The organism is Paenibacillus sp. FSL P2-0089 (assembly GCF_038595095.1).
Classification (GTDB): Bacteria; Bacillota; Bacilli; order Paenibacillales; family Paenibacillaceae; genus Paenibacillus_AQ; species Paenibacillus_AQ silagei.
In genome coordinates, this window is the sequence record NZ_CP152006.1 from 1,265,453 (window position 1) to 1,283,541 (window position 18,089).

Genomic DNA, 18,089 nt, shown 5'->3' on the forward strand with positions numbered 1-18,089 from the left:
GGGTGACGTAAATGTCTGGAAGGAACGGACGGCTGACAACTCATGTGCTGGATCTGTCACAGGGCAAGCCTGCTGCGGGCCTGTCGCTTCAGCTCTGGCGGCTGAGTACCGGAGGGCCTGTGCTGCTGCGTGAGGCGGTGACGAATGAGGATGGCAGGCTGGACGCTCCGCTGCTGGCGGGAGAAGAAATGCAGGCCGGAAGCTATGAGCTGCTGTTCATGGCAGGGGATTATTTCCGGGGCGCTCAGGCTGGTGCCGGAGAACCGGAGGCTGAGGAGGAGGGAGCAGGCGCTGTAGTCCCGTTCCTGGACCAGATTCCGATCCGCTTCAATATGCCGGACCCATCCGCCCATTACCATGTACCGCTGCTGGTTGCACCAGGAGGATATAGCACTTATCGCGGGAGTTAACGTGGCAATTCAGTGTACCGCTGCATCTAATCTTAAGCCAATAGACCGGAGGTGGGCCTATCATGAAGGAAGAAGGTTATGAGCTTATCATCAGGAACGGACAGGTGGTCCTGCCCGAAGAAGTCCGCAGGCTTGAGATCGGGGTGAAGGATGGCAAAATCGCTGCACTGGGCGAAGCCTTACAGGCATCGCCCGGGACCAGAATTCTGGATGCAGAAGGACAATATGTGCTGCCCGGCATGATCGACATGCATGTTCACTTCAATGAGCCTGCGTTCGGTCACTGGGAGGGGTTCCGCAGCGGGTCGGCTGCTCTTGCGGCCGGCGGCTGCACCTGTTATGCGGATATGCCGCTGAACGGGAATCCGCCGACAGTGAATCTGGAGGCGCTCCGGCTGAAGGCGGAGGCCGCAGCCGGGAACTCGGCGGTGGATTATGTGTTGTGGGGCGGCCTAATGCCCGGGAATCTGGAGGAGCTGGAGGGACTGGCTGCAGCGGGTGTTACCGGGTTCAAGGCGTTCATCTCGAATCCCGGCGGTGAAGGCGAGGGCCGGTTCCGTGAGGTGGACGATGATACCCTGTATCAGGGGATGCTTCGGATCGCCGCAACCGGCGGGATTCTCGCCCTGCATGCGGAGAGCGAAGCGATAACCTCGGCGCTGGGGGCGGCGGCACTCCGTGCCGGGCGCAGCAGCGCGAGGGATTTTGCGGCTTCGCGTCCTCCGCAAGCCGAGCTGGAGGCTGTAGCCAGGGCGCTGCTGTACAGTGAGCGGACCGGCTGTAAGCTGCATTTCGTCCATATCAGCACAGCGGCAGCCCTTGAGCTGATTCATGAGGCCAAGCTGCGCGGTCTGGATGTGACCGCAGAGACCTGTCCTCATTATCTCATCCTGGATGAAGACAGCATGGAGACTCTCGGGGCGCTGGCGAAATGCGCTCCGCCCCTGCGCAGCAGCAGTGAACGGGACCGGCTGTGGGCGGCGCTGGCTGCGGGCCGGGTGGATCTGGTCGCCTCCGATCACTCCCCCTGTCCGCCTGAATTGAAGCTGGCGCCCGGGCTGTCGTTCATGGAAGCCTGGGGCGGGATATCGGGAGCACAGAGCAGTCTGGAATTGATGTTCCATGAAGGCGTTCATGTGCGCGGCCTGCCGGTTACGCAGATCTCAGCGCTGATCTCCGGCCTTCCTGCCCGGCGGTTCGGGCTGGAGGGGCGCAAGGGCTCCATCACGCCGGGGCTGGATGCCGATCTGGTGCTGCTTGATCCAGATGCGGCCTATACCCTGCATGCAGAGGATCTGCTGTACCGCCACCGGCATAGCCCTTATGTCGGAATGACCTTATCCTGCAAGGTAACGGCAACGATCTGCCGGGGCAATGTTGTCTATACTGCCGCGGAAGGCGTTATTGCTGGCGGCGGAGGAGAATGGCTGCGTATCCGGCACAGCCAGCCGGGGATATGAAGCCGCCGGTCCCGCATGTCCCCGCCGGGGAGATGCTGAAGCTGCTGGATGAACTCGCAGCCTACAGCGCTCCGGGTCCTGGAGTTACCCGGCTGCTGTATACGCCGGAGTGGCAAGGGGTTCAGCATTTTTTGCAGGAGAGAATGGCCGGGCTCGGGCTTGAGGTCAGGATGGATCAGGTAGGGAATGTCTATGGCACACTGGCCGGTTCTCAGGTAAGCGACAAGGTTATCCTGACCGGCTCGCATATTGACACGGTGGTGAACGGCGGGCGGTATGACGGTGCTTATGGTGTAGCGGCAGCTGTAACTGCGCTGCACTATCTTCTGGAGACCTTCGGTCCGCCGCTGCGGACGCTTGCGGTGGTATCCTTCTGCGAGGAAGAGGGCAGCCGCTTTCCGCTGACGTTCTGGGGCTCGGGGAATGTGACCGGGCTGTATAGCGGGAAGGAATGTATAGACTGCACAGATGCGGATGGGATCACGCTGGGGGCAGCGATGGCGGCCTGTGGCCTGGCAGGGGATGAAGGGTTGGCTGCTGAAGCTGCGGCGGGTCTGGAGCAGAGTGGCGGAAGTAGGAGTGCCGGATGTGGGAGTGAGGGGTCAGAAGTTGAATCTATGGCAGGTCTGGAGGGAAGCTTCTGGCGAAATAATAGTCCTGTGCGCAGTGATATTGCCGCATATGTCGAGCTGCATATTGAACAGGGGATTATTCTGGAACGGACGTCCCGGAGAATCGGGGTCGTGCAAGCCATCGCCGGACAGCGGCGGTATCTTGTCAAGGTCGGCGGGACGGCCAATCATGCAGGGACTACGCCGATGGGGTTAAGACAGGATGCACTCGCCGGGAGTGCGGAGATGCTGCTGGCACTGGAGCGGTCCGCGCTGGCTGAGGGTGACCCGCTGGTAGCCACAACGGGACGGCTAGAGGTCTATCCGGGTACATCCAATGTGATTCCCGGCGAAGTGCAGTTCACGCTGGATATCCGGCATAGCGAAGCTGGGGTGCTGGAGCGCTTCTGCGCAGCGGTCCTGGCGGAGTTCGCAGAGCTTGGCCGCAGGCGCGGCCTTACGCTTGAGGTACAGATGCTGCTGGAGACAGCCCCTGCTCCTATGGACCAGGAGCTGCGCGCGGCTCTTGAAGAGATCTGTCTCCAGCAGGAGAAGCCTTTTCTGAGCATGGTCAGCGGTGCGGGGCATGACGCCCAGCTGTTCGCCCCGCGCTGCCCGGCTGCGATGATCTTCGTGCCGAGCCGGGGCGGGATCAGCCATTCCCCCGGGGAGTATTCCTCCCCGGAGGAACTCGCTGCTGGCCTGGAAGTGCTGACAGCCATATTATATAGATTAGCTTACGAATAAGAGACACTGTTCACCGCAGCGACGACCAAGCTTCGAGTTGTAATTTTAATTTCGCTATAAATCGCGAGATCTGATCATTGGAAGTCTGGAGGGGAGAGAATCATGAAGCGGTACGAAGATTTGTCGCCGTCCTTGCGGTGCATTATGACCCCCGGCCCCGTGGAGGTTGATCCGCGTGTGCTGCGGGCGATGTCTTATCCGGTGCTGGGACAGTTCGATCCTGAATTCACAGAGATCATGAATGAGACGATGGAGATGCTGCGTGAGCTGTTCGCCACCAAGAATCAGTGGGCGTATCCGGTAGACGGGACTTCGCGTTCCGGCATTGAAGCGGTGATGGTCAGCCTGATTGCGCCGGGGGACCGGGTGCTGGTTCCGGTCTTTGGCCGTTTCGGCCATTTGCTCCATGAGATTGCTGAGCGCTGCGGCGCTGAAGTGCTCACGATTGAACAGACTTGGGGCCGTGTCTTTCCGCCGGAAGAGGTAATTGCGGCTATACGGAGCTTCAAGCCGGATGTGGTGGCGATCGTTCACGGTGAGACCTCTACAGGCCGTGTGCAGCCGCTGGACGGGATCGGGCAGGCCTGCCGGGAGCAGGATGCGCTGCTGATTGTAGACGCGGTGGCGACGATCGGCGGGGTGCCGGTAGAGACAGATGCCTGGATGCTGGATGCCGTGGTCGGCGGAACGCAGAAATGCCTGTCCATCCCTTCGGGCATGGCCCCGGTGACGTATAATGACCGGGCCGAGGCCAAGCTGCTCAGGCGCAAGCAGGTTGAGCGTGGACTTAGAACTGACGCCGCTGCTGTCAGCGAGCTGCCCGTAGTGCGCAGTAATTACCTCGACCTGAGTATGCTGCAGGATTACTGGAGTCCCCGGCGGCTCAATCACCATACGGAGATGACCTCTATGCTCTATGCTCTGCGTGAAGGCCTGCGGCTGGTCCTGGAGGAAGGGCTGGAAGCGCGGCATGCCCGGCACAGATTCAATGAGCAAGCCCTTACTGCCGGACTGTCAGCTATGGGGCTTGCGCTGTACGGGGAGGCGGAGAGCAAGCTGACGGTAGTCACCTGTGTGCTCATTCCGGCGGGAATAGACGGGGAAGCCGTCCGTTCCATGCTGCTGCAGCGTTTCGGTATTGAGATCGCCAGCTCCTTTGGACCGTTACAAGGCCAGATCTGGCGGATCGGTACCATGGGCTTCAGCTGCCGGGAGAATAATGTGCTGCGTCTGCTTGGTGCGCTGGAGGCGGTGCTTATCCGCCACGGGTACGCGGTACCTGCCGGACAGGGCGTTCAGGCGGCACTTGACGTATATGATTCAAAAGTAAGATAATCATACAATGCGATTTGTTTAAGTGACGGCTTGCGCCCCTTGAGGGGCGTCAGGGCCGTTTTTTCTAAATAGATAACCGGAAGGGAGTGCACATGATGACTTATACACGACAACCATTGGCCGACTGCGTGCCTGAGCTGGTAGCTACAGCCCGCGGAGATCAGAAGGCTACACTGGTCATTACAGGCGGCAAGCTGGTCAATGTATGCTCCGGGGAGATTCTGGACGGCATGTCCGTCGCTGTACAGGGCGGGCGCATTGCTTACGTCGGCAAGGATGTCTCTCATACGATTGGGGAGAGAACGCAGGTTATTGATGCGGCAGGAAGATACATTGCTCCCGGCCTGATTGACGGACACTGCCATATCGAGAGCACTCAATTGACGGTGACTGAATTCGCCCGCGCTGTATTGCCGCTGGGGACGACCGGAGGCTTCTTCGACGCCCATGAGATAGCCAATGTATTCGGGCTAAAGGGAATTAAGCTGATGCTGGACGAGATGCGGGGAACACCGCTGGCTGCCTATATGCAGGTGGCTTCCTGTGTCCCTTCTGCGGGCGCAGAATTTGAGACAACCGGCGCGTCCATCGGACCGGAGGAAGTAGCGGAAGCCTACACCTGGGGCGAGGATGTGATCGCGCTCGGCGAAGTCATGAACTTCCCGGGTGTAGTCTACGGCGATGAGAAGATGATCGGAGAGATCCAGGCCACGCTGCGTGCGGGACGGTATGTTGACGGGCATTTCACCTGGCCAGCGAGTGACTGGAGACTTCCGGTCTATGCCGCAGCAGGGGTGACTGGGGATCATGAGTGTGTGACAGCGGAGGATGTGATCGAACGCGTACGTCTGGGGATGTATGCCAAAATGCGCCGCGGCTCTGCCTGGCATGATGTCGCCAAAACCATCACGGCGCATACCGAGCACGGGCTGGACCCGCGCCGGATGATGCTGGTGACAGATGACCGCAGCTCCGAATCGCTGCGCGATGAGGGGCATATGGATTTTGTCGTGCGCCATGCGATCTCCCAGGGGGTGAAGCCAGTCACGGCTTTTCAGATGGCAACGATCAACACAGCCGAGCGCTTCGGCGTAGCCCGCGATATCGGCTCCATCACGCCGGGCTCCTGCGCAGATATCATTCTGCTGGACGGTAATCTGGCCGATGTTCATGTGGTCATGACGATCGCAGCTGGCGTTGTTGTGGCTGAGAACGGCAGCGTGACGGCTGAGCTGATTCCTTACACCTACCCGGATGAAGTACTGGCCTCTGTGCATCTGCAGCAGCCTCCGGTTCCCGCAGACTTCGTGATCCACGCGCCCATTGAGGAAGGTGTTCTGGCTACGCGGGTTATCCAGGCCACCCAGAACCACGTGGAGACCGGCGAGCTGATCATGAGCCTGCCTGTGGCTGGATCGGAGCTGGTTGTGCAGGGCGGTCTGTGCAAAATCGCTGTTCTGGAGCGGCACAAGGGAACCGGCAACAAATCCGTAGGGGTTGTGCAGGGCATTGGCTTCCGCGAGCCTGCGGCCATAGCGATGACCGTAGCTCACGACAGCCATAATGTGCTGGTCATCGGCAATGATGATGGACTGATGGCGCAGGCAGCAGCCGCCGTTGCGGAAGCGCAGGGTGGTGTTGCGGTGATTACCGCTGCCGGAACCACCATGTTCCCGCTGGCGATTGCCGGACTGATGTCCGCAGAGCCCTTTGAGATTGCCGCCGCGCAATCCGCTGCCATCAGCAAAGCGCTTTATGATGCGGGCTGTACGCTGAACTATGCTTTTATGACCCTGTCTCTGCTGGCCCTGGCGGTTATCCCCGCACTGCGGATTTCCGATAAAGGCCTGGTGCGGATCTCCCCCGAAGAGGGAATTCAGCTGGTACCGTTGTTCGTCAGCTAAGGCAGCGGGACATCCTGCCGGGGAAGATATACTAGTATTCTAATCTTGAGCCATTCAGTCTTTCACAGACTGGGTGGCTTTTTGTTGTTTAGGAAATTATGCGAAAAACCGAATACAATCGGTGCTGCTGCGATGACGTATGGCTCCATGCTCCACAGCCAATAACATTTATAGAGAAATCCTGCAAGAAGTGCAACAATACTACCCCATGGAAGCGGCTGATGCTGAAATCCTGCAACAAATGCAACAAAGCCAGCGCTAACTTGCTCTAAACACCGAAATTTGTGCAAATAATGCAACATTGTACCGCAGCCAGTAACATTTGTAGAGAATTCCTGCAAGATGTGCAACAATGCTATCCATACAATCGGTCCGTGAGAGAAAACGCTTAGAATTGGCAAGAGATAGGCGGAGCACCGCCAGGAAAGGAAGAGACAACATTGGATCCACGTATAGTTCACCTAAACTCGCCGGAGGTGGGCGAACGTAAGTAAAGAGCAGAAGTGCACTTGTATTAGGGTTTGATACTCCCACTCTTAAACAGCGGAGCGTGCTCCTAAGCGCCGCCGTAATTCATACTCCATATCCTGCACCGCTTTGTCCTTCGTTTGTGGGCATAAAAAAGATAATAATTAACCGATTTTTCGCAGCGTGAAACAGAAAATTTTAAGTTTTTAATGAAAAAGCATTAACAATAGGGGCGGAAAAGACGATAATACTTTTAAATTAGTTAAAATTATTGTCGAATCATGAAAATTCAGCATATACAGATCGTCCAAACCTGAGGAACGGGGTGCATGAGAATGTTGAGATTAGAAACACAGGACATCTTGAATATCACCAGGAAGCAAATTGCCGGTATTTTTAAAATGGAGCCGGTTGAACTGAAATTTGTCAATGATTATCAGGGTGAGCAATACCTGCTGACCAATGATAAGCTGCATCTCAGCAACCAGCATTATTGGGCTAAGGTTATGGATTGTGTGTTCGAGAACCATGTCAGACCTGTTCTGATGTGTGAGGTGCTCTACTTCCTGCGTAATGAGTTTCTGGAAAGTGACATCAAGCTGATGTTCTCCTATGATTTTGCGGAGGGCTCGGAGGGGAATGCGGCGGCTTCGGCTGAGATCAGCTTCAAGGATTCACCGGATCTGCAGCCTGATGAAATTGCCGAATTGATTGATTTTGCCCTGACTTTGCAGGATAAGCAGTGGTTCGAGGAACTGACTGCCAAATATAAACAGCTCACGGTTCAGTAATCGTACTATTTAAAATAAAACGCCCGGCTCACAGGATGATGGCATCCGTGAGACCGGGCGTTCTTGTTATCTTCATTCGGCGGAAGACAGCCAACCCTGGGCCGAGCAGTCTACCCGTTCCGCAAGGAAGCTGATCCATTCCTCCGTATCGTTCAGGCAAGGGGCCACCTCCAGCATCTCAGCGTTCCCGCCGCCCATGGCGAAAAGCTCCCGGCCTTCTACGGCCAACTCATGCAGTGTTTCGAGGCAGTCTGTGACAAGTCCGGGTGAGAAAATCAGCGGCCGCCGGATTCCGCGTCCGTGAAGCTCCTTCAGCGTGTCCGCAGTCGACGGCCCTACCCAGGTCTCCGGCCCGAAACGGGACTGGAAGGAGAGCTGCCACCGTTCCGGGGTCCAGCCCATCGCTTCTGCGAGCAGACGGCCTGTCTCCTGGCACTGCTGCGGGTAGGGGTCTCCGGTCTCGGCATAACGGCGGGGAATGCCATGGAAGGACAGGACATAATAATCCGGCTCTTCACTCATCGCGCGGATCTGCCGCTGCAATAAGGATTGCATTGCTGCTATGTAGCCGGGGGCATCATGGTAGGCTTCTACGAACCGCAGCGCCGGTACGAAACGCTTGGATACCTGCCCGTAGCGGCTATGCCGTCCCAGAGCGGCGAAGCTTGCAGCTTCATAGACGGAAGCTGTTGTTGTTGAGGAATACTGGGGAAATAACGGAAGAACTATGATACGGGTCACTCCCGAAGCTTCCAGCTTGCGGAAGGCTTCGGCCATGCCGGGTGTGCTGTAAGCAAGCCCCAGCTCGACTTGATAACTGCTGCCCAGCAGTGCCTGGAGCGCTGCCTGCTGAGCTCTGGAATGGACGAGCAGCGGTGATCCCTCTTCCATCCAGATCTCCTGATAGAGCTTCGCGGACCGGCGCGGACGGGTACGCAGAATAATGCCGCGCAGCAGCGGCTGCCAGAGCAGCGGATGATAATCAATGATTCTGCGGTCAGACAGAAACCGCTTCAGATAAGGACGGACCGCCTTGGCGCTCGGGGCGTCAGGGGTTCCGATCTGAGCAAGAATAACGCCTATACACGACTGATTCATCAGCAGCTGTTACTCCCTTCCATGAACATGACATCGTTTTAAAATATCATATTCAAGCCCAATCACACAATATAATATATCTCACCGTTATCATATGAAGGAGGATATGGGATATTATGAGAGTTCGGAGGAGTATATATTTTGTGCTATTGCAAAAAAGTGATGTTTCTTATAGGGTATGTGATTTTCTACACAGAGAAAAGAGTTTCAATTTTGTTACCATCAAGCCAGAAATATTCACCAGCAGCTTGAAGTCCACTTATGTGAATTAATTCACTCCATTATGTGAATTGTTTCACCTTTTGAAAGATTGTATATATAGATGAATCTTTTCTTACACGGGCTGGGCCGAGCAGGAATGAAGGAAGGAGTGGGTGACGTTCAGGAAGAGTTGGCTGCTCTTCGTAATCAGAAGGAAATGATACGGAACAAGACGGTTTGAAAACGCTACATACTACTGGGGAATAATAAAGGAGAATACGCATTTGAAAAAATTAATTTCTTTGACTGTAAGCGCAGCCTTGCTGCTCGCGCCATTAGCCTACACGATTAACGCACCGGCCTTGAACCTGAAGGTGGATGCGGTTTCAGCAGCATCGGAAGAAGCGCCGGCAGCGACTGCTAAACCAGCTCCGAAGGCAACAGCCAAACCGGCAGCCACTCCGAAGGCAACAGCCAAACCGGCGGCAACTCCGAAGGCAACAGCCAAACCGGCGGCAACTCCGAAGGCAACAGCCAAACCGGCGGCAACCCCGAAGGCAACAGCCAAACCGGCAGCCACTCCTAAGGCGACAGCTGCACCGGCAGCAACGGCTAAAGCAACCGCTAAGCCGGCAGCAACCACTGCACCGGAAGCATCTGCCAAGGCTTCAGCGAAGCCAGCGGTAACTGCTAAGCCGGCAGCAACAGCAGCTCCAGTTACTGTACACGAGGATGTATATCAGGATGGAGTATATGTTGCCTATGGAGATGCGTATTCCAAAGGCACAGAGGGTGCAAAGGTAACGATCAAAGACGGCAAGATCGCCGATATCGAGCTGCTCAGAACCAGCCCGAAGATCATCGACCGCAATGCCCGTGAGAATTACAGCGGCGTGTGGGCAGCCTATGGCCTGATGAAAGACAGACTGATGGGTAAAACCAGAGACGGCGCGGCTGCGGTTGACGCTGTATCCGGTGCAACCCGTACGAGCAATGGCTGGAAGCTGTCTGTAGACAGAGCTTTTGAGCGATCGCTTGCGCACCAAGCGGCTGATGCCACTTATTTTAACGGAGTCCATATGGGCGTAGACCCTGAGGCCAAATATGCAGTGTTTGCTACCTATGAAGCAAACAAGCTGACTGCGGTGAAAATGTATCCGCTGAGCGCTACCGGAGATTTCGTGGATGAGAAGACATATACGGCTGAACAGACCGCAGCGATTGCAGCAATCACTCCTGCACTGCTTGCCAAAGGTGCTAGTGCGCAGCCGGTAGCCGGCTTCGAGGCAGAGACCAAAGCCGCAGTGAACGCCTTCTGGGATGCCGAACAGAATGCCAGCATCAACAACAAGGCTGCTTATGTTGACGGATTCTACTCTTCCTACGGTACAGCAAGAAGTGTGGGCGTGGAGAGAGCGGATGTTGTGATCCGTAACGGTAAGCTGGTAGATGTGAAGTTGTTCAGACTGGGCAGTAACCTGATCGACAGAGGGGCAACCGCTTATGCGGAAGTTGTGAAGGCGAATGCTCCGATGACCGCCAAACTGCTGGCTAACGGATCTTATATCGCTAACTATAATGAGAAGGTAGATGGAATCTCCGGCGCTACGGAGAGCAGCCATGGCTGGAACCAGGCCGTAGAGCGCGCTTTTGAGAAAGCCTTGAAGACTCCGGGTGAAGGTCAAACCTTCGATGGTAAATTTGCCGGTGTGGATAATCAGTCCAAGGTTATGCTGCTGGTTGATATCGATGCGGATCAGGTAACGGGCATCAAGCTGAGCCTGTTCGGCGCAGACGGTAAGCTGATTGCAGACGACAAGCGGAGCGAAGAACAGAAATCACTGGTCGACAAGCTGACCGCAGGACTGCTCGCAAGCGGCGTGCAGGCTCCAGATATCGCCGGACAGGAAGCTCTGTCGGCTGCAGCGAAGGCAGCACTGACGGATGCTTTGACCAATGCGTCCAAGGTACAAGGCACTTATAAAGACGGCACTTTCACCGCTTATGGTGATGCTTATGACAAAGGCACGAACAAAGCAGATGTTACACTGCGTAACGGCAAGATCGTAAATGTGGCCCTTTCCCGTGTAGGCATGAACATGGTGGATCTGGGTAAATCCGCTTATGCTGAGGTGCAAAAAGCTATTCCGGTGCTAACCGCCAGCTTCCTGGCTGCAGGCACAAGAGAAGGCGCTCAGGATGTGGATGCCGTATCCGGCGCTACCAGCAGCAGCAATGCGCTGAAGGCAGCCGTTGACAGAGCTTATGGTAAAGCGGAAGTTACGGAAACGGATAAGGCCGCGTATTTCGATGGCATTTTCATCGGTGCCAGTGTGGATAAGACTGTAAATGTCATGGTTACTACTAAGTATAATGTGCCTGTAACTATGGCTGTGTACTACCTGGATGATAAAGGTAAGGTAAGATATAATCTGACGGATGATGAGCTGCTGGTGAAATACGAGATCGAGAATACCTCGAACGGCAAAGGACTGCATAAGTACGGGTACCGTGCAGCAGCCTTCGGAGCGAATGATGCCCAGAAAGCCATCTCTGCCAAAGCGGTAGAAGCGATCAAAGCAGCGCTCGAATCTGCCGGCAAATAACAGAATCCATTCACTAAGGGTTGTCCTGGGTCATGCAAATGGCCGGGACAGCCCTTTTTGCAGGTGTGGACATAAATAGGAATGCCAATCGTATAGTAATTTAAAGGGATTTGGGAAGGGAGTGTCAAACCTCTAATATACACACTAATATACCCAGCAGGCTCAGGCCTGTAAGTCATAGGAGGCTTCACAATGACATTAATCAAACAGCTAGCCCCGCAGGATGAATTCACCGGCTTCTATCTGCTTAGAGAACTGGTGCTGAAACAGACGAACGGAACTCCTCCCAAGGATTACTTCGATATTGTACTAGGTGATGCCAGCGGCCAGATTTCGGCGAAATACTGGGACGTCAGCGTGACGGATAAGGAGACTTTTTTCCCGATGGCGCTGGTGAAGGTCCGGGGGATGGCTCATACGTATCGCGAGAAGCTTCAGGTCAAAATCACCAAGCTAAGACTGGTCAATGAATCCGACGGCGTATCGCTGACCGACTTCATCCGCTCGGCCCCGGTGCGTCCTGTGGACCTGGTCCATACGATTAAGAACGAGATGGAGAGTATTGCCGATCCGGAGATTGCAGCGATTGTGAACTTCTGTGTAGGGAAGGTTGAGGAGAAGCTCATGCATTATCCGGCAGCCAAGACCCACCATCATGCCTATTTCGCCGGGCTTGCTTATCACATGGTCCGCATGCTGGAGATTGGGGATTTCCTGTGCAAGCAGCGTCCGTTCCTGAATCCTGATCTGATGAGAGCGGGCATTATCCTCCATGATATCGCCAAGCCGGAAGAGATGATCTCGCAGTACGGCATTGTGTCGGATTACAGTGTGCACGGAAAGCTGATTGGACATATCTCGATGGCTTCAAGCTGGATTACAGAAGCGGCCATCCGCACCGGCATTGATCTGGAATCTGAGAAGGTCATGGCGCTTCAGCATCTGGTCTTATCCCATCATAATCTGGGCGAGTGGGGAAGCCCGGTCCAGCCCCAGACGGCTGAAGCAGTTGCCCTGCATCATATCGACGCGATGGATGCCAAGCTGCAAATGGTGGAGGACGCCCTTGATACCACTCCGGAGACGGAGGAATGGACGCCGTTCATCCGTGGACTGGAGAATAAGGCCGTCTACCGGCTGAAGATATAACGATTGAGACACTGGTATCGCTGAAAATAAAGCAATCCCCCCATCCCGTAGTTGCGGTTGGGGGGATTGCTTTACTTAGGATCTTAAGCCTCCGCCGCTGCGGCGGACTCCGCCTGTGCCTTCGTGACGCTGTCAGCTTCCAGGCCGTAGTGGCTGCACAGGGCCGGAAGGCCGCCCGGCAGCAACTCTCCGATAGTAGCGAATCTCCATTTATCCTTATAACGGTAGAACTCTCCGATAACAACGGACATACCTGGCATAACATTCCGGCTTAAGGGGAATACGGCCAGTCTGACTCCCGTCCGGGAATCAATCAGTGATACGGAAGCGTTCCAGACCGGGCCCGGATTCCGGTCACCGCTGAACTCCGCAACCGTGAAGGCCAGCGCAATCCGCGTGATGGCTGCAGGCAGGCTGGTCAGCTGAAGATACAGATGCCCCATGTGCGCAGCGGGCTTAGAGCAGAAGACGGAGCCGCTAGGGTCTTCCATATTCCCAGAGAAGATAAGCTCCCGCTCTTGCTCACAGCGTCCGCTCTCCCGGAGCAGGAAGGCAGCGGTCTCCGGCTGGCTGACTTCCAGGTGCGAAGCCGGAGCGTCCCACTCCACAGCGGCAAGGAGTCTGGAGGCGCTAAGCTTGTCGCCGATATCGACTCGCTGGCCGCGAACCAATAGGGGGGCAGCCGCAGCTCCAGTGGCTGGCGATGCTTCCGCCGGAAGCTGGCCGGGCGATGCCGCTGGCGCTTCACCTGGCGACTGCCCGACCACCGTTCCGCCCACCGGCAATCCTGGGCTAACATCGACCGCAGGACTGGCAGCAGCCTTCTTCATGGTGGCCGGCTTCTTCGCGGCCTTCTTGGGCGCTGCCTTGAACGGCGTATACCCGCCGTCATACATCGTCCCGGCCTTGTAGCCCTGGCTGCCGGCTAACAGCAGCGGATCGAACTGCTGCCACTGCTCCATCAATTTCAGGAGAATCAGTGCAGAAGCTCTGGCATCCTCCAGGGCATCATGGTGCTTCAGCCGGATGCCGAAATGCGCCGAGATGACATTCAGCTTATGGGAGGGAAGGTCCTGGAGCATTTTTTTGCCGAGCAGGTAGGTACATAAATATTGAAAGCCGGGATAGCCCAGAGCGTAGTCATCCAGGCAGTAACGCAGCACACTCATATCGAAGGCGGCATTATGCGCGATCACAATCTCCCCCTGCAGCAGCGGTTCCACCGTGGGCCACAGCTCGGCGAAAGTAGGCTGGTCTCTAACCATAGAGGGTGTAATTCCATGAATGGCAATATTCATCCCGTCGAACGGTTGCTGCGGGTCAATCAGCCAGTTGTGCTCTGCTGTAACGATACCATCACGGACCTGAACAAGCCCCAGGGCACAGGCGCTGGAGCGGCCGGAATTGGCAGTCTCAAAATCTATCGCAGTGAAATTCATCAGGTAAAGCCCCTATCTATCATCTAATACCTCTCATATTAAAGGAGCAAAGCTGGAAATACAATCTGTTCAGGTTGTGCAAGGCTGCCTCAATGGGGTATACCTTATCTATGAACTTCTGGAATAGACTGCTATGAAGAGGAGATGAAAGACTTGCAGCTGTCAAAAGGTCAAAAGGTCGATATCACCAAAGGAAGAGAAGCTCACGAGATATCCATCCAGCTCCGCTGGAACACGCAGCATAGCGGAGTGGGCGTCGATGCGGCAGCCTTTCTATTGTCAGATCAGAACCGGTGTGAACGGGATGAGGATTTTATATTTTACGGAAATCCGGTGTCGAGGGAGGGGGGAGTAGCTCATTCTGCGGAGGGGGGGAACGGGGCGGACCTGTCCATTTCGTTATCGAGAATACCTCAGCATTATGCCCGCATTGCGGTAACCTTGACGATCTATGAGGGAGAGCAGCGCAACCAGCGGATGAAGGATCTGTCCGGCTTGCAGCTAACGCTGGCAGACCGCAGGACTGGGCAAGAGCTGTACCGCTTCGAGTATGGGGCGGATCTGTCAGAGGAGACAGCTGTCGTAGCCGGGGAGCTGTACCGCCATCAGGGAGAGTGGAAGTTCAGTGCAATTGGCAGCGGGTATAATGGAGGACTTGCAGCCTTGTGCCGAAGCTACGGGCTTGAGGTGGAACAGGAGTCCGGGAACGAAGCCGCAGCGGCGGCTGAGGTATTGGAGCGAACACCTGAAGTGGTGGAGCAAACATCTGAGCTAATGGAGCAGACACCTGAGGTGGTGAATAAGACCCCGGAGGTAATCCGTCAGCCCGAGGCGGAGCCTCCGGTGAATGTGTTGTCTTCGATTAATCTGCGCAAAAAGATCGTGGAGCTCACCCTGGTCAAAAAACAGCTCACCGGTGTAACCGCAAGAGTGGGTATCGTGCTGGACATCACCGGCTCCATGCGCAGCCTCTATGCCAGAGGGGTGGTGCAGGAGGTGGTTGAACGTATCCTTGCGGTTGCCAGCAAGTTCGATGATAACGGCTCCCTGGATGTGTGGGTCTATGATACGGAATTCAGCAGACTTCCGCCGGTTACCGAGCAGGAGCTTGGCAGCTATGTCTTCACTCATATTATGAACAACGATTCAATTCATAAGTTCGGGCGCAATAACGAACCGCCGGTAATGCAGGATGTCATCGGAAAATACACCAAGGAGGAGCCGGACACGACGCCAGTGTTCATTATCTTCATCAATGACGGTGGCGTAGTGAAGCCGACCCGCAAGGTGATTATGGCCGCATCCGCCCTTCCGATCTTCTGGCAGTTTGTCGGCATCGGCGATTCCGACTTCGAGGTGCTGAAGCAGCTCGACACGATGAGCGGCAGACTGGTGGATAACGCCAGCTTCATCCATCTGGACCGGATTGAAGACGTATCCGATGAGGAGCTGTATGACCAGCTGTTGAATGAATTCCCGCAGTGGCTGAAGGCCGCGAAGGCGAAGAGTATTCTGTAGGAGTATTCACAGGGAAGCGCAAAGTCTCGGCTTAGTAGCAGTATTCACAGGGAACCGTACTGTCCCTGCTCCATAGTAGCATTCGCAGGGAACCGTACTGTCCCTGCTCTATAGTAGCATTCGCAGAAAAACGTGCTGTCTCCGCTCTTAAGCGGCCTTCACATTGAGCTATGTCTGCCTCCTTACTGTGGACGGATTGCACAGTGATGCCAGGAATGTTGTACTAATTGCAACTTGGATTCCTAGATACCTGGGTGCTAGGGGGGATTGTTGTACGAAATGCAGGATTTGTGCCGCCAAACCGTCCGGAGGTGGAGAAATCCTGCTTTTTATGCAACAATGTTGGACTTTGGCCGGAATGAGGAGGGGAATGTTGTACTTTGGGCAGGATTGTGCAAAATTTCCCGGCCAGGCGGAGCTTTAGGGCGTCACGCCGGAACGGTCCCCACCGCCCCGTCGGAACAGTCCACATCGCCCGCCGTAACGGCCTCCACGGCTCGCAGGACGCCAACCTCCCCGCTCAGGCTGTGGAGGTTTTTTTGCTCTGCAGACCGGGCGGGGCTTGCAGCTCCAGGCGGTAGCCTTTGACCAGAGTATCCCCGTTCTTCAGATCCGTCTCATAAGCCCGCTTGAAGCCCAGTCTCTCATAGAGCCTGATCGCCGAGGCCATCATATCTGAAGTATGCAGGTTCAGGCTGGCTGCCCCCAGTGCAATGGACCTTCCTGCGGCTTCACGGATCAGAAGTCTGGCCACCCCGCGTCCCCGGACTGCCGGAGATACAGCCAGCAGACGGATGATCGGTGTATGGATACCCAGCTCCGGCCTGCCATAAGCAGCCTCTGAGGAGGTGAACAGCAGCACGCTCCCTACAATTTGTCCGTCCAGCTCCGCTACAATCCGGGAGACGGGTGCATCGCCATGAACCGAGCCGAGAATGGAATCCCGGTACTCCGCCCAGAACGGCCCGGGCAGCACGGCTGCATATTCGCTGTAAGCTTCAAGCAAGACCCTGGCAATGGCTTCACGATCGGAAGCTGCAGCTTCACGGATTACAATTTCTGCTGAGTGATTCATCTGGTGCCTCCTGTCCGGTGATGGTGTTTTGTTATTATAATCTATAAATCCGATGAGTATAAGAGGGATTTAATGATTTTGATTAATGGATAGAAAAGTTCTATCTGTAATTGTGATCAATGTAATGGTTATGGCCGTATGCTACACAATAAGTCTGTTGACAAAAAAAGGGCCGGTGACTAAGATATAAACAAATTCTATAGGAAAGTGCGGATCTAATTCATTGTTAAACGATTGGAATAGTAAAAATTATAAAATGCGGAGGGGGACTACGCTTGAACATCGAGAATATTGAAGCTTTTGTCTACATCAACCACTATGGCAGCTTCAACAAAGCGGCAGATGTGCTCTATATCTCGCAGCCGACAGTGACTGCCCGTATCCAGTCGCTGGAACGGGAGCTGGACTGCAAGGTATTCGACCGGCTGGGCAAGCAAATTAACCTGACGGATAAAGGCCGCCAGTTCCTCCCCTATGCGCAGCAAATTCTGCAGGTCTATCAGAACGGGAGGCATCAGATTCAATCCAAAGGCCAAATCCCCGGCGAGCTGAGAATCGGCAGCACAGTATCGGTCTCCAATTATCTGATGCCCCGTCTGCTGCTGCATTTGAAGCAGCGGTATCCCCACATCCGTATGAAGCTGACGACTGCTCCTACGGAAGTATTAATTGAGAAGCTGAAGGCGAAGGAGATCGATCTCGCTTTTATCCGCAAGGTAGTGAATCCGGCCATCCAGTCGTTCCCCTTCTGTGAAGACCCGATCTCGCTGTATGTGTATGCCGGTCATCCGCTGGCCCGCAAGGGCCGCGCTTCGATCCGGGAGATCTCTGACGAGACCCTCGTATTCTTCGAATGCGGCTCGCTGGACTGGATGCGTCTGCACCGGGTATTCGAGAGCATGGAGCGTCCGCCGGGCATTGTCTATCAGGTGGATAACCTGGAGACCGCCAAGAAACTGGTGCTGAAGCAAGCGGGAATCTGCTTCCTTCCAGCCTTGAGTGTGCAGGAGGAGGTAGAGGCGGGAACGCTGGTAAGGGTGGATATCACGGAGACCGAAGGCATCTCCCTCCGGACCCACCTGATCTCGCTGAACGGGGAGAACGCGGAGTTCCTGGACACCCTGCTGGAGCTGGGGACGGGGACGTTGAGCAAGCTGAATTGACTTCTTGAATAACCATATTAAGAAACTCTATTAGCGCATGGCAGCATGCAGTGATAAAGTTAATTGCATATAATCACCACTAAACAGATAGGGATTATCTAAATTGAAAAGGGG

Annotated in this window: 13 protein-coding genes and 1 pseudogene; 11 read left to right on the forward strand and 3 right to left on the reverse strand. The window is 55.3% G+C overall.

The genetic code is table 11. The features are described 5' to 3' along the window. Positions 1–11 precede the first annotated feature (11 nt). The 6 genes from uraH to NST69_RS05355 all read left to right on the forward strand — a co-directional run bounded on the left by uraH (position 12) and on the right by NST69_RS05355 (position 7,726). The gene (gene uraH, locus NST69_RS05330; protein ID WP_339254416.1) at positions 12–410 is read left to right on the forward strand and encodes a hydroxyisourate hydrolase; all 399 of its coding nucleotides are present in this window, start codon (positions 12–14) and stop codon (positions 408–410) included. A gap of 62 nt (positions 411–472) precedes the next feature. Next, positions 473–1,870 (forward strand): allantoinase AllB, encoded by a 1,398-nt coding sequence (gene allB / locus NST69_RS05335; protein WP_342548693.1) that lies wholly within the window; start codon positions 473–475, stop codon positions 1,868–1,870. After that, entirely contained in the window at positions 1,834–3,228 is a 1,395-nt protein-coding gene (locus NST69_RS05340) for a Zn-dependent hydrolase (protein ID WP_342548694.1), read from the forward strand. The genes allB and NST69_RS05340 overlap by 37 nt, the downstream gene beginning before the upstream one ends. A gap of 102 nt (positions 3,229–3,330) precedes the next feature. After that, positions 3,331–4,563 carry an alanine--glyoxylate aminotransferase family protein gene (locus NST69_RS05345; protein WP_342548695.1) on the forward strand — a complete coding sequence of 411 codons (1,233 nt, stop codon included), beginning with the start codon at positions 3,331–3,333 and terminating at the stop codon, positions 4,561–4,563. A 95-nt stretch (positions 4,564–4,658) separates the two neighbouring features. Further along, a complete protein-coding gene (locus tag NST69_RS05350; RefSeq protein ID WP_342550085.1) occupies positions 4,659–6,467 on the forward strand; it encodes an adenine deaminase C-terminal domain-containing protein in 1,809 nt (602 codons plus the stop codon). Between the two features lie 803 nt (positions 6,468–7,270). Continuing rightward, positions 7,271–7,726 (forward strand): IDEAL domain-containing protein, encoded by a 456-nt coding sequence (locus tag NST69_RS05355; RefSeq protein WP_036727946.1) that lies wholly within the window; start codon positions 7,271–7,273, stop codon positions 7,724–7,726. 72 nt (positions 7,727–7,798) lie between these two features. On the opposite strand, the gene hemH is transcribed toward NST69_RS05355, so the two are convergent. Then, positions 7,799–8,824, reverse strand: a complete 1,026-nt coding sequence (gene hemH / locus NST69_RS05360) for a ferrochelatase (RefSeq protein WP_036727724.1) — start codon at positions 8,822–8,824, stop codon at positions 7,799–7,801. Positions 8,825–9,309: 485 nt separating this feature from the next. On the opposite strand from hemH, the gene NST69_RS05365 reads away from it, so the two are divergent. Together NST69_RS05365 and NST69_RS05370 are read left to right on the forward strand one after the other, a co-directional pair. Beyond that, positions 9,310–11,631, forward strand: a complete 2,322-nt coding sequence (locus NST69_RS05365; protein WP_342548696.1) for an FMN-binding protein — start codon at positions 9,310–9,312, stop codon at positions 11,629–11,631. 192 nt (positions 11,632–11,823) lie between these two features. Then, positions 11,824–12,780 carry an HD domain-containing protein gene (locus tag NST69_RS05370; RefSeq protein WP_036727727.1) on the forward strand — a complete coding sequence of 319 codons (957 nt, stop codon included), beginning with the start codon at positions 11,824–11,826 and terminating at the stop codon, positions 12,778–12,780. A gap of 83 nt (positions 12,781–12,863) precedes the next feature. On the opposite strand, the gene NST69_RS05375 is transcribed toward NST69_RS05370, so the two are convergent. Beyond that, positions 12,864–14,219, reverse strand: a complete 1,356-nt coding sequence (locus NST69_RS05375; RefSeq protein ID WP_342548698.1) for a TerD family protein — start codon at positions 14,217–14,219, stop codon at positions 12,864–12,866. Between the two features lie 144 nt (positions 14,220–14,363). Between NST69_RS05375 and NST69_RS05380 the strand changes: the two are divergent. Then, positions 14,364–14,885: pseudogene (locus NST69_RS05380) on the forward strand (TerD family protein); the annotation flags it as partial. Positions 14,886–15,071: 186 nt separating this feature from the next. Beyond that, positions 15,072–15,737, forward strand: a complete 666-nt coding sequence (locus tag NST69_RS05385; protein ID WP_036727950.1) for a VWA domain-containing protein — start codon at positions 15,072–15,074, stop codon at positions 15,735–15,737. Between the two features lie 520 nt (positions 15,738–16,257). On the opposite strand, the gene NST69_RS05390 is transcribed toward NST69_RS05385, so the two are convergent. After that, a complete protein-coding gene (locus NST69_RS05390; RefSeq protein ID WP_036727729.1) occupies positions 16,258–16,812 on the reverse strand; it encodes a GNAT family N-acetyltransferase in 555 nt (184 codons plus the stop codon). A 275-nt stretch (positions 16,813–17,087) separates the two neighbouring features. Between NST69_RS05390 and NST69_RS05395 the strand changes: the two genes are divergently transcribed. Continuing rightward, positions 17,088–17,975 carry a LysR family transcriptional regulator gene (locus NST69_RS05395; RefSeq protein WP_036727730.1) on the forward strand — a complete coding sequence of 296 codons (888 nt, stop codon included), beginning with the start codon at positions 17,088–17,090 and terminating at the stop codon, positions 17,973–17,975. The last annotated feature ends 114 nt before the right edge of the window (positions 17,976–18,089 follow it).